Origin of the sequence: Pacificispira spongiicola (assembly GCF_012926505.1) — a bacterium.
GTDB classification, from domain to species: Bacteria; Pseudomonadota; Alphaproteobacteria; order UBA8366; family Aestuariispiraceae; genus Pacificispira; species Pacificispira spongiicola.
In genome coordinates this window covers 698,785-711,229 of sequence record NZ_JABBNT010000002.1, presented here as the reverse complement: position 1 = coordinate 711,229, position 12,445 = coordinate 698,785, and the positions used below count along the sequence as shown (strand labels likewise).

Annotated in this window: 9 protein-coding genes; 1 reads left to right on the top strand and 8 read right to left on the bottom strand. The window is 62.6% G+C overall.

Going from position 1 to position 12,445, the window contains the following annotated elements; genetic code table 11:
* Positions 1-8: 8 nt before the first annotated feature.
* Positions 9-1,358 carry an oxygen-independent coproporphyrinogen III oxidase gene (gene hemN, locus HH303_RS08640; RefSeq protein ID WP_169624821.1) on the bottom strand — a complete coding sequence of 450 codons (1,350 nt, stop codon included), beginning with the start codon at positions 1,356-1,358 and terminating at the stop codon, positions 9-11.
* 172 nt (positions 1,359-1,530) lie between these two features.
* Here hemN and HH303_RS08635 point away from each other — a divergent pair, with 172 nt between their 5' ends.
* Entirely contained in the window at positions 1,531-1,815 is a 285-nt protein-coding gene (locus HH303_RS08635; protein ID WP_169624820.1) for a DUF2312 domain-containing protein, read from the top strand.
* 67 nt (positions 1,816-1,882) lie between these two features.
* On the opposite strand, the gene HH303_RS08630 is transcribed toward HH303_RS08635, so the two are convergent.
* The 7 genes from HH303_RS08630 to ftsA form a co-directional block, all read right to left on the bottom strand.
* Complete coding sequence (locus HH303_RS08630; RefSeq protein ID WP_169624819.1) at positions 1,883-3,157, bottom strand: S8 family serine peptidase; 1,275 nt, start codon at positions 3,155-3,157, stop codon at positions 1,883-1,885.
* Between the two features lies 1 nt (position 3,158).
* Complete coding sequence (gene ligA, locus HH303_RS08625; protein ID WP_169624818.1) at positions 3,159-5,327, bottom strand: NAD-dependent DNA ligase LigA; 2,169 nt, start codon at positions 5,325-5,327, stop codon at positions 3,159-3,161.
* Positions 5,324-6,997, bottom strand: a complete 1,674-nt coding sequence (gene recN, locus HH303_RS08620; protein ID WP_169624817.1) for a DNA repair protein RecN — start codon at positions 6,995-6,997, stop codon at positions 5,324-5,326. Before recN ends, ligA begins: the two co-directional genes overlap by 4 nt.
* A gap of 9 nt (positions 6,998-7,006) precedes the next feature.
* Positions 7,007-7,810 (bottom strand): outer membrane protein assembly factor BamD, encoded by an 804-nt coding sequence (locus HH303_RS08615; protein WP_227421629.1) that lies wholly within the window; start codon positions 7,808-7,810, stop codon positions 7,007-7,009.
* Between the two features lie 156 nt (positions 7,811-7,966).
* On the bottom strand, positions 7,967-8,902 hold the full coding sequence (lpxC, locus tag HH303_RS08610; protein ID WP_227421628.1) for a UDP-3-O-acyl-N-acetylglucosamine deacetylase: 936 nt from the start codon (positions 8,900-8,902) through the stop codon (positions 7,967-7,969).
* A gap of 318 nt (positions 8,903-9,220) precedes the next feature.
* Positions 9,221-10,996, bottom strand: coding sequence for a cell division protein FtsZ (gene ftsZ, locus HH303_RS08605; protein WP_169624815.1), 1,776 nt, complete (start codon positions 10,994-10,996; stop codon positions 9,221-9,223).
* 149 nt (positions 10,997-11,145) lie between these two features.
* On the bottom strand, positions 11,146-12,378 hold the full coding sequence (gene ftsA / locus HH303_RS08600) for a cell division protein FtsA (protein ID WP_169624814.1): 1,233 nt from the start codon (positions 12,376-12,378) through the stop codon (positions 11,146-11,148).
* Positions 12,379-12,445 lie beyond the last annotated feature (67 nt).

Here is a 12,445-nt window from a genome sequence, read left to right as displayed (position 1 = left end):
ACGGACAGTCAGACGGCGCTGGAATGACGCGCTGCGCCGCCCCGGAAGTAACTGTCGAAACAGGCGGCGACCTGTCGGACGTAGGGGCGACCGTCGGTCGTCAGGGTCAGTTTACCATGAGACCGGGTCAGCAGACCGTCGTCTTCCATCCGGCTCAGCATCCCATCGGCATCGGCAAGACAATCCGCCGATGCGCCGTGGGACGCGATTAGCATGTTCAGGTCTACCGCGAAGTCGCACATCAACCGTTCGATGACGGCGGCGCGTAGGCGATCGTCGGCACTGAGCACCACGCCTTTCGCAATCGGCAGGATACCGCCCGAGACTTGCCGGGCATAGGTTTGCAGCGACGGTTCGTTCTGCACGAACATGTCCGGCAAGCGACCGATCCCGCTGGCGCCGACGGCGAGCAGCGTATCTGCCTGATCTGTCGTATAGCCCTGGAAGTTCCGGCGCAGCGTGCCGTTGTCCTGAGCGACGGACAGCGAATCCTCCGGCAGGGCAAAATGGTCCAACCCGATGCGCCGATACCCGGCGGATACAAGCAGTTCCGCCGCGGCTTCCGCCGTTTCCAGACGTTCTTCAGGCCCGGGCAGCGCTTCTTCCGGGATCATGCGCATATGAGTCTTCATCCACGGCACATGGGCATAGCCGAACAGCGCAACCCGCCCCGGACGCAGCCACAATGCCGTGCGGATCGTCTCAAGCGTCCGTTCCTGCGTTTGGTACGGCAGTCCGTACATGAGATCGAGGTTGAGCGCATGCACACCGAACCGCCGCAGGTCCTGAACGGTCCGCGCGGTTTCCTCATAGCTCTGCATGCGATTGATGGCTTTCTGGACCTCCGGGTCGAAATCCTGAATGCCGATGCTCGCGCGTGTCAGGCCGGATTCCGCCAAGGCCGCGATCCGATCCGGACCGGTTTCGCGCGGGTCGATTTCCACCGCGAATTCGAAATCCGGGGCATGCGGGAGAACGCCCTTCGTCGCTTCGGCCAGACGAAGGATTTCTTCCGGTCGCATCAGGGTCGGCGACCCGCCGCCCCAGTGAAGATGCCCCAGCTTCAGTCGGTTGCCCGCCGCATCGGCCAACAGGCGTAGTTCCGCGATGGCCGTGTCGACATAGCTTTGAACCGGCTTATAGACCCGCGTGATCTTGGTGTGGCAACCGCAAAACCAGCACAGCGTATCGCAATAGGGAACATGCAGATACAGCGAAACGGGCTCGCCCGACGGCAGGTGAGAAAGCCGGTCGCGATAGTCGGTTTCCGTCACGGCATCCGAAAAATGTGGGGCCGTGGGATAGCTGGTATAGCGCGGAACCGCGCCGCCATATCGTTTCAGAAGGTCCTGTGTCATGGCCCTGAAATACGGAAAACGGGCCCGTCCGGCATTGATCCGCATCAAAGGCCTCTGAATAACCGATACTGCCATAGCGGCGGACTGGTGGCTTGAAGGACGGGCAGGGGACGGCTAGAGTCCGGCGAAACAATCCCGCGACAAACCGCCCTGCACAGGAGCCCCGGAGACCATGGCCGACATCGCTTCTTTCCCCAGCAATTCCGACACGGAAACCAACACGACCGACACGGCGACCGGCGCCCGTCTTCGCTCCTTCATCGAACGCGTCGAGCGTCTGGAGGAAGAAAAGAAAGCGCTGGCGGAAGATATCAAGGAAATCTTCTCCGAAGCCAAGGGCCAAGGCTTCGATGTGAAAACCATGCGCAAGATCATCGCGATCCGCAAAAAGGACCCGGACGACCGCGCGGAAGAAGACGCGCTGCTCGAAACCTATATGGCGGCGCTGGGCATGTAAGCGGATCGGTTAGACGGTCATTGTTTCGGGGGGCCTTCGCGCCCCCCGTTGCGTTTCGATACTTGGGTCAGCATTTGGGCCGAAGACGCACCAGCCCCCAACCGAAATTCGCGTCCTTGCCCGTCGTTCCCAGATCCGTGCTGTAGCGTTGCAGGCTGCGCCGGATCAAATCGGCTTTCGCTTCGAACCCGATTTGCAGATGTAGCGCGACCATGGCGGTGACGAAGGGCGCGGCGAAACTGGTGCCGCTTTGCGCCATCGGTCCGTGCGGGGTTTGCGTCGGCACGTTCACGCCGGGCGCGGCGAAGTCTATATAGTCGCCGTTATTGGCGTTCCGATATTGATGCATGTTGCTGTCGACCGCCGTCACGGCGAAGACGTCGGGATGCGCGGCGGGCCAGACGGGCGGGGCGTAAGGGCCGTTATTCCCGGCGGCGGCGACCAGCAGCAGCCCTTTCTCGATCGACCGTTTCACGGCGATCTGCATGATGACACTGTCATGTCCGGCGATGGACAGATTGGCGACCTTCACATGGTTCTGCACCAGCCAGTCGATGGCGCGGACCAGGGCGGCCAGATTCCCGGCCTCCCGCCCGTCGCGACGTTCGAAAATATTGGCGGCGTATAGCCGCGCACCGGGCAACAGGCCGCCGGGACGGCCGTCGGTGGAGCGACCGATCAGCATGATCGCGACCGCGGTCCCGTGATCCCCCGCCGCGGGCAGGCGACCTTCCTTGATGAAGCTGCCATAGACCAGCCGCTTGCCGCGCAGCGCGGGATGGTCGGTATCGACGAATCCGTCGATCTGCCCCAAGACGATCCCCTGGCCACAGCTTTCCGGAACTTCGCCCCAGCCGGACAGGCTTCGAGTGAAATCCGTCGACCCGGAAGCCTGCGCCACTTGCGGGCCGGACGACATATCCAACAGGTCGTTGGCGCCGACGATCAGGTTCGGAAAGTCCCGCGCCAGAACCCGCAACGCCTCCGCGAGGTCGTAGTCGCGGGGAATTGTCAGTTCGACCAGGGTCATGCCCAAGCCGTCCAGTCGGTTTTTCGCGATGACACGAAACCCGGCGGTGGAAAGCTGCGTCAGGTCTTCTTCCGTCGGATCGACGACAAGGACCTGATCGGATTCGACGGCGCGGCTGTTGGGATCGGAAAAGCCGATGGGCTTATCGTTCTGGGTCGGGTCGCTCTGCCGGGAGCGGACGGCGGTTCCGTCCTCGCCATATTCCAGGACGGTCCAGCCGTGGTCTCCGGCGGCGGCGGAATGCGGCCCGGCAGTCGTCGCACAGATGACCAGACCTACGCCGGCTATGGCGGCCCAAATACGGGATAGCATGTCAGATCAGCGTTCCTTGCGCCGACCCGCCATCCGTGTCGGCGGGCGGGGTGGGTGCATCCTGTGTGCCTTCGATCAGCGCCAGCCAATCGTCTTCGCTCAACATCGTAACGCCTAATTCTTGCGCTTTCCTTGCTTTCGAACCGGCATCGGCACCGACGATCACATAATCGGTCTTTTTCGACACCGACCCCGATACTTTCGCGCCCAGGCTTTCCGCCCGTGCCTTCGCCTCGCTACGTCCCATCTTTTCCAGGGTGCCGGTGAAAACGACGGTCTTTCCGGCGACGGGGGAGCCACTGGCGGACGGTGCCGCGACATCCGTGACGGTCAGGACGGAGTCCAACGCATCCAACACGTCGCGATTATGGGCTTCCCCGAAAAAAGCGGCCAGACTGTCCGCCGCCGTCATGCCGACCGTATCGATCCCGACCAAATCCGCGTAATGCGGGCCGATCAGCTCCGGCTTTTTATGTTCGTCGGGATTGGCGTGGCGTTCTTCGGATACCAGCGTCATCTTCTCCCGCCAGTCGCGGTAATTGCCGAAGGACCGGGCCAGCAATTTTGCCGTGGTCTGTCCGATATGCCGGATGCCCAGAGCATAGATGAAGCGGTCCAAGGGGATGTTGCGGCGGTCCTCGATGGCGGAAAGCAGGTTACCGACGGATTTTTCCTTCCAGCCTTCCTTGCCCAGGATTTTATCCCGTTGTTGGGACAGCGCAAAAATGTCGGCGGGTTGGCGGATCAAGCCGTCCTCCCAGAATTCCTCTATACTCTTGGTGCCCAGGCCTTCGATGTCGAAGGCATCGCGGCTCACGAAATGCTTCAGGCGTTCCACCGCTTGCGCCGCGCAGATCAGGCCGCCAGTGCATCGCCAGACGACCTCGCCCTCGTCACGTTCCACATCGCTGCCGCAGACGGGGCAGGCATGGGGGAAATCGAATGGCGTCCCTCCGCCGTCGATGGTGACTTCCAGAACCTGCGGGATGACGTCTCCGGCACGCTGGATGCGCACTGTATCGCCCGGCTTCACGCCCAAACGATTGATTTCGTCTTCATTGTGAAGTGTCGCGCGGGACACGACGACCCCGCCCACCGTGACGGGTTTCAGGTTTGCGACAGGCGTCAGGGCACCGGTTCGGCCAACCTGGACAGTGATTTCCTCAATCACCGTTTCCGCTTTCTCGGCGGGGAATTTATGCGCGATCGCCCAGCGCGGCGCACGGCTGACCTGACCCAGGCGCTCCTGCCAGTCCAGGCGATCGACCTTGTAGACGACGCCGTCGATATCGAAGGGCAGATCGGCGCGCTGCTGTTCGATCATCCGATAATGCGCCAGAACCTCCTCCAGCGACCGGCAGAGCGCAGTGGGATGATTCAGAGTGAAGCCGAAGGATTCCAGTTTCGCGCGGGCATGTGCCTGCGTGTCCGCCAGCGGTTCGGAAAGATCGCCCCAGGCATAACCAAAAAAGCGCAGAGGGCGCTGCTTCGTAATCGTCGGGTCCAACTGGCGCAGAGAGCCCGCCGCCGCATTGCGCGGATTGGCGAAGGTCTTCGCACCGGCTTCTTCTTGGCGCTTGTTCAGGGCGAAGAAATCATCCTTGCGCATATAGACTTCGCCACGCACTTCCAGAACATCCGGAACATCGGCGGCGGTAATCTCGGTCGGGACGTCTTCCAGCGTTCGCATATTGGCGGTGACGTCCTCGCCTTCGGACCCGTCGCCCCGCGTTGCGGCGTAGATCAGCTTGCCTTTCTCGTATCGCAAAGAGGCGGACAGACCGTCGATCTTCGGTTCCGCCAGGATGGCGACTTCTTCGCTGTCGGACAGGTTCAGGAAGCGCCGGACGCGGGTCACGAATTCCGCCACATCCTCATCGGAAAAGGCGTTGCCCAGCGACAGCATCGGCTTCTTGTGCTGAATCTTCGAAAAGCCGGATTTCAGACCGCCGCCGACGCGCAGACTGGGGCTGTCCGGGCGGATCAGGTCCGGGAAGCGGGCTTCGATCGCCTCGTTCCGGCGGCGCAGCGCGTCATAGGCCGCGTCGCTGATCTCCGGCGCGTCTTCCTTGTGATAGCGGTCGTCATGGTGACGGATTTCCAGCGCTAGACGGATCAGTTCCTTGCGGGCCTCCTGCTCCGTCAGATCTTCGACCGGCGTGTCGGTCATAAACGGCTTCCCTCAATCAAACGATCCGCGGCGGCGCGGGCTTCATCCGTTACTTCCGCGCCGGACAGCATGCGGGCCAGTTCTTCCCGGCGGTGATGCGGGTCCAGACTGTCGATGGACGTTGCCATGCGTCCGTCATTACCCGCCGCTTTCGACACCCGCCAATGCGCCTTGCCGCGCGCGGCGACCTGCGGCGAGTGGGTCACGACCAAAACCTGCAACCGATCCGCCAACCGCGACAGGCGTTCCCCGACAGCCGCCGCCGTGGCCCCGCCGACGCCGGAATCGACCTCGTCGAAGACCAGGGTCGGGACGGTGCCGACCTCGGCCAATGCGACCTTTATGGCCAGCAGGAAACGGCTCAATTCACCGCCCGACGCGACCTTGTCCAGCGGCCCGCCCGGCAGGCCGGGGTTGGTCGTGACAGTGAAACCGACGCGGTCGCTGCCCAGGGCCGTCCATCGGGAGGGTTCCAACTGTTCCACCTCCGTCGTGAATCGGGCGCGTTCCAGCTTCAGCGGCGGCAATTCCGCATTGACGGCGGCATCCAACCGCGTCGCGGCGTCCTGGCGCTGTGCACTCAAGGCCGCCGCAGCGTCGGCGAAGGCCTTTTCCGCCTGTTTCGCGGCCGTCTCCAGTTTCGCCAGCGTCTCTTCGCCTGCATCGATCAGGGACAGGCGCTGGGCGAAATCCTCCCGCAATTGCGGGAGGTCGTCGACAGCCACGCCATGCTTGCGGGCAATATCGCGCAGGGCGAACAGGCGTTCCTCAATGCTTTCGAGGGCGGAGCTGTCCGCGTCCAGATCCGCACCGATGCGGTTCAACTCGCCAACGGCCTCCTCGATCTCCACCGCCGCACGGTCCAGGCTGGCCACCGGTGCGTTCAGCAGGTCGCCCATCTTGTCCGCCATGCGGTCCAGCGCGCGCTGCGCCTGCCGCAGACCTTCATCCGCGCCGTCATTGCCGGTCAGGAAGTCGACGGCGGCGGTGATCGCCTCCGTCAGACGTTCGGCGTTCTGCAACAGGCTGCGGCGTTCGGACAGCTCTTCTTCCTCACCCGGTTGTGGCGCCAGCTTGTCCAACTCGTCGGCGGCGAAGCGCAGGAAATCCTCTTCCTTGCGGGCGGCCACCGCCGTGGCGCGGGCCTTGTCCAGGGCGCGCCGCGCCGCCGCCCAATCCGCGTGCAAGGCCGCGACAGCTTCCCGTTTCCCCATCAACCCGCCATAGGCGTCCAAAAGGTCGATATGCGTCGTCGGATCCAGTAATCCGTGCTGGTCGAATTGACCCTGCACCTCGACCAGCCGCTCGCCGATCTGTTTCAACAGTCCGACGCCGACGGGTTCATCATTGACGAAGGCCTTGCTGCGCCCGTCCGCGGAAACGGTACGGCGCAGGATCAGGCGTTCTTCCTTGGGCAGATCGTTTTCGTCCAATAGGGCGAGGACGGCATGATCGTCGGGTAGGTCGAATTCTGCGGTAATGGAGGCGCGATCCGCACCGGGCCGAACCAGCTTTGCCTCCGACCGGCGGCCTAGAGCCAACCCAAGGGAGTCCAGCAGAATCGACTTACCGGCGCCGGTTTCTCCGGTCAAAACGCCCAATCCGCCGGAAAAGCTTAAGCTCAACCGGTCGATCAGGACAATGTCGCGGATGGTCAGCCCGATCAGCATATCCGTCGTCTAGAATATCCAGGACCAGGTCCAGCTAAGCCACGAGTCTTCTTCCGGTTGGTCCAGATTTTTCCCTTCCAGAAGGGCGTAGCTATAGGCGTACCAATCGCTGCCCGGGAAGTTATACCCCAGGACGGCGGCGGTACGTTCCGCCTCCGGCCGGATGCCGAGCGCATAATAGCTTTCGACCAGTCGGTGCAAGGCTTCCGGGACATGTGTCGTGGTTTCGTAATTCTTGATCACCGCATTGAAGCGATTGATCGCCGCAAGATGCTCTTCGCGACGCTGATAGAACCGACCGATCAGCATTTCCTTACCGGCCAGATGGTCCATGGTCAGGTCGATCTTCAGATTCGCGTCGCGTGAGTATTCCGAATTCGGGAAGCGCCGCGTCACATCGCGCAAACTGTCGAGCGCAAGTTGGGTGATTTTCTGGTCGCGACCGACATCGACGATTTGTTCGTAATAGCAAATGGCCCGCAGATAATAGGCATAGGCCACGTCGCGGTTACCGGGATGCAGGTCGATGAAGCGGTCGAGCGCGATAATCGCCTCGTCATATTCGTCGCTGCGGTAATAGACATAGGCCAGCATCAACTGCGCCTTGGTCGCCCATACGGAATAGGGGTGCTGCCGGTCGACTTCCTCGAACGCGGCGGCGGCGCCGGCGTAGTTCCGTACCTCCATCATATCCATCGCCTCGTTGTAGAGCTCGTCCACGGGGCGTTCGACATATTCCGGTTCCTCGTCCGAACAAGCGGCGAGGCCGAGAAGGGCGGCAAGCAGGAAAGGTAACAACAGGGATCGGGACATCGCGAAGACTCTCAAAGCGTATCGGAACCTGATTATGGAAATCGGACCCATTCGGGTGCGCGACTATAGCACCCGAGTCGGCGGATCAAAACGCCAAACGCCGCCCTGATGAGGCGGCGTCGGCAACGTCGTTTCGAACCGTTCCGAAAGGGAGGATCAGACCGCGGCCATGACCTCGGAGGTCGGGACGAGATCGTAGTTTTCCTTGTCGGAGAACAGCGCGCGCAGCAACAGGTTGTTCAACCCATGGCCCGTCCGGCTGCCCTTGAAATGGCCCAGGATCGGCGCGCCCGCCAGGGACAGGTCGCCGATGCAGTCCAAGGCCTTATGGCGGACGAATTCGTCTTCGTAGCGCAGGCCTTCGCTGTTCATCACGGTGTCGCCGTCGATCACGACCGCGTTCTCCAGGCTGCCGCCACGGGCCAGACCGGCAGCGCGCATCGCCTCGACTTCATGCAGGAAGCCGAAGGTGCGGGCCTGCGACAGTTCGCGCTTGAACGTCAGGTCGCTGACTTCCAGGAAGATTTCCTGACGGCCGATGGCGCGGCTGTCGAAATCGATGCCCATCGACATGGTGAAGCGGCGGCCCGGTTCCAGGGCGGCGAAGCCGTCGCCTTGATCGACCCGGACAGGACGTTTCACGCGAACGACGGACCGTTCGGCGGATTGTTCGACGACCCCGGCGCAATCGATCAGGAAAACGAAGGGTTCGGAGCTACCGTCCATGACGGGCACTTCCGGACCGTCGATTTCAACCACGGCATTGTCGACGCCGCAGCCCGCCAGCGCCGCCATCAGATGTTCGATGGTCGCGACGGAACCGTTATGGTCGTTGCCGATGGTGGTGCACAGCCGGGTATCGATGACCGCGTCGAACCGCGCCGGAATATCGCGGGCACCGTTTTTCAGGTCCGTGCGGCGGAACAGGATGCCGGTATTAGGGTCGGCCGGGATCAGCGTCATGTTTATGACCGCGCCGGTATGAAGGCCGATGCCGCTGCAATGGATCGGCGCCTGTAGGGTGCGTTGAAGCAGCCCCGTCGAGACGGAATGCGCGGCGAATTCGGAAAGGTCGTTCATACCGTCGAGCATTTTGTTCACCTAAACCCCACCCCGTTGAAACTTGTACCGTGAACCGTCACTTAAACTGCGTAGCGTCACTGTCGCTATGTGCGTCATCGCCATTTGCGGCACCGTCGCGGCAATTTAACTTTAAATGCGCCACATTCGGTACGTTCGAGTGGATAGCACCGCCTTATCAAGGCCTCAAATCAACTCGTGTTACATTTTGTTGCAGTGCGACCGTCTGTTCCGCGCGGAATTTCGTGGGGACAAAGAAAGACCGCCCCTTCGCGAGGAAGGGGCGGTCTATGAACGCTTTGGTGTAATCGGTATGGTCGGACTGTCCGATCAATTTGCCTGCCGCCTCAGGAAGGCCGGGATTTCCAGCATTTCCTCATCCGCCTTGGACGGGGCCAGGTCCGCTTCGGCGGGGCGATGCTGCGGCGCGGCGGCGGTCTGTGCCGCTTGTTGCGGGGCCGCTGGACGTTGCATTGCCGGTTCCGGTTTCGGCGTGGCTTGTTGCGCCGTCGCTTGGGCCGGTCGAATCATCTGCGGTTCCGCCGGTTTGGACGGAGCCGTTTTATGTCCCACGCTGCCGCCTAGGCCCAGACCGATGGCGCGGCTGAACAGGCTGGGCTTTGACTTCGTCGGGCGGGCTTCGGTCTCGCCCGCATTCATCAGGTCCGCTTCGCGAAACGGTTCGGCGGCGCGTGCCGGCCCCCGCTTCAATTCCTCCGGACGAACCGGACGCGGCGGGATGAAGGCGTCTTTGGGACGAACCGGCTCCGGCACGGTTTGCGGGGCGTCCGGCGCGGATGCGACTTCGGCTTCTTCCTGCACGCCTTCGGCGGTCGTCGCTTCCGGTTGGGTCAGATTGTCGAACAGGCCGGTTTCGCGCGCCGGTTCTTCATGGCCCACGGCGTCTTCAGCCGCTGCCGGTTCGGCATAGGCGTCCGTGTCATAATCGGCGGTCGCCGCGGCGGTGTCGTCATAGGCGACGGCATCGTCGTAGGGATCGGCATCCATTTCCGGCGCGTCGACGGTTTCCATCGTCGCGGACGCGGCGATTTCGATATCCTCGGCAACCGGGTCCAGTTTGCGCGGACGCAGCGGCGTGACGGAGGCGCGGGAAACCGGGCGACCGGCCATGGCGGCCTCGCTTTCGATACCCGTCGCGACGACCGATACCCGCATCATGCCTTCCAGGTTCTCGTCGAAGGTCGACCCGAAGATGATGTTGGCGTCGGCGTCGACTTCCTCGCGGATACGGTTTGCGGCCTCGTCGACCTCGAACAGGGTCATATCCGGACCGCCGGTGATGTTGATCAGCACGCCGCGCGCGCCCTTCATCGACACGTCTTCCAGCAGCGGGTTCGAAATGGCGCTTTCCGCCGCCAGGATGGCACGGTTGTCGCCTTCGGCCTCGCCGGTGCCCATCATGGCCTTACCCATCTCGCTCATCACCGTGCGAATGTCGGCGAAGTCGAGGTTGATGAGGCCCGGCATGACCATAAGGTCGGTCACGCCCCGGACGCCGGAATACAAAACATCGTCCGCCATCTTGAACGCGTCGGCGAAGGTCGTCTTTTCGTTCGCGACGCGGAACAGATTCTGGTTCGGAATGATGATCAGCGTATCGACGAAGCTTTGCAGTTCCTCGATGCCCTGTTCGGCGGCGCGCATGCGATGGGCGCCTTCGAAGTGGAACGGCTTGGTCACGACACCGACGGTCAACATGCCCGCATCGCGGCACGCTTCGGCAAGGACCGGGGCGGCGCCCGTTCCCGTGCCGCCACCCATGCCGGCGGTAAAGAAGACCATGTTCGCGCCTTTGAGGAATTCCATCGATTCCTCAAGCGTCTCGATTGCGGCCTCGCGCCCGATTTCCGGTCGCGCCCCGGCGCCCAGCCCCTGTGTCACCGAGTGGCCGAGCTGGATTTTCCGATCCGCTTGGGAGTGTTTGAGCGCTTGCGCGTCGGTATTCGCCACAACGAACTCCACCCCTTCCAGGTTGGAGCGGATCATGTTGTTGACCGCGTTCCCGCCCGCGCCGCCGACCCCGACGACGATGATGCGGGGCTTCAGGTCGGCATCGGCCTCCGGTGCCATGAAATTGATGCTCATGTTTCGCCTCCTTCGAGCGACGCTACTGTAGCCGGGCTGATTCGTTACGGCGTTTCGTACCGAATCGACTGTTAGGTGATTCGCACCTTTTCGACCTATTTTTTCTGCGCACCGGCTATTTTTTTACCATATTTTACTTGGTGTGTTGCTTAAAAGCCACGAAACCATTCACCGACCTTCGAAAAAAGGCCGGATCGATTCGCATGATTCTGCGTGGCGGTGACGCGCGCCTCGCCGCAGTCGTCGACGGCGAAGTGCAAAAGGCCCGCCGCCGTAGCGAAGGCCGGTCCGCCCGTCGCTTCCGCGAGGCCGGAAATTTTCAACGGCCGCCCATGCCGTACCTGCTTGCCCAGGATGCGATTCGCCAATTCCCGGACACCCGGCAACTGACTCGCCCCGCCGGTGAGCACGACGCGTTGGCCCGCCATGCCGGCGGCGCCGGACGCGTCCAGGCGCTTCTTGACCAGTTCGAACGTCTCCTCAAGCCGCGGCATGATAATGGAGACGAGGAAGCTTTTCGGGACGCGATTGGGGGAGGCGTCGTCTTCTTCCCCGATGCGCGGCGCGTCGATCAATTCGCGGTCGTCGGACGGCGCGGGCAGGCATGAACCATATAGTGTTTTCAGGCGTTCGGCCTGATGCAGCGTGATCGACAGGCCGCGCGCGATATCGGCGGTCACATGCTGGCCGCCGACCGGCAGGCAGTCGCCATAGACCGCGGCGCCTTCATAGAAGACGCAGAAGCTGGTCGTCCCGCCGCCCATGTCGATGACCGTCGCCCCCAGGTCCTTTTCGTCCTCCACCAGTGCCGACAGACCGGCGGCATAGGGGGCGAGGGCGAAGTCGGAAACCTGCAGGTGGCACCGCGCGACGCAGTTCACGAGGTTCTGCACCGCGCCTTCATTGGCGGTGACCAGATGCATGCGCATGCCGAGCGTCTGGGCATGCATGGAGCGCGGTTCGCGCAGCAGCGGTCCGCCATCCACCGAATAGCCGATGGGGATGGCATGCAACAGCATGCGGTCGTCCAGTTCCGCCGCGCCGCGCGCGTCCTGGATCAGGCGCGACAGGTCGCCGTCGCGGATCGCCCCGCCGCCGATAACCATTTCCCGGGTGACGGTCGTGCTGAGCGGGCGACCGCCGTTGACGGAGACGACGACATCTTCGATCGTCGTTCCGGCCATCTGTTCCGCCGAATGAACGGCGCTGAGGATCGCGCGATAGGCGCTTTCCATATCGACGACGACGCCGCCCTTGAGCCCGGCGGACTGTTGGTGCGACATACCGGTTACGCGAATGCGTCCCGCTTCCGACACTTCCGCGATGAAGCAGCAGATTTTCGTGGATCCGACATCCAACGCCGTCAGTTTTCTCGTGGCCACTTCCGTTCTTCCTTCAAAATCGCCATCCGCTTCCTTGCCCTTCCCACAAGCGGCGGCGTCGCCTTTC

What these genes read in the sequence shown, in the direction of transcription:
- hemN (WP_169624821.1), bottom strand. Translation starts at nt 1,358, where the DNA reads ATGACACAGGACCTTCTGAAACGATATGGCGGCGCGGTTCCGCGCTAT.
- HH303_RS08635 (WP_169624820.1), top strand. Translation starts at nt 1,531, where the DNA reads ATGGCCGACATCGCTTCTTTCCCCAGCAATTCCGACACGGAAACCAAC.
- HH303_RS08630 (WP_169624819.1), bottom strand. Translation starts at nt 3,157, where the DNA reads ATGCTATCCCGTATTTGGGCCGCCATAGCCGGCGTAGGTCTGGTCATC.
- ligA (WP_169624818.1), bottom strand. Translation starts at nt 5,327, where the DNA reads ATGACCGACACGCCGGTCGAAGATCTGACGGAGCAGGAGGCCCGCAAG.
- recN (WP_169624817.1), bottom strand. Translation starts at nt 6,997, where the DNA reads ATGCTGATCGGGCTGACCATCCGCGACATTGTCCTGATCGACCGGTTG.
- HH303_RS08615 (WP_227421629.1), bottom strand. Translation starts at nt 7,810, where the DNA reads ATGTCCCGATCCCTGTTGTTACCTTTCCTGCTTGCCGCCCTTCTCGGC.
- lpxC (WP_227421628.1), bottom strand. Translation starts at nt 8,902, where the DNA reads ATGCTCGACGGTATGAACGACCTTTCCGAATTCGCCGCGCATTCCGTC.
- ftsZ (WP_169624815.1), bottom strand. Translation starts at nt 10,996, where the DNA reads ATGAGCATCAATTTCATGGCACCGGAGGCCGATGCCGACCTGAAGCCC.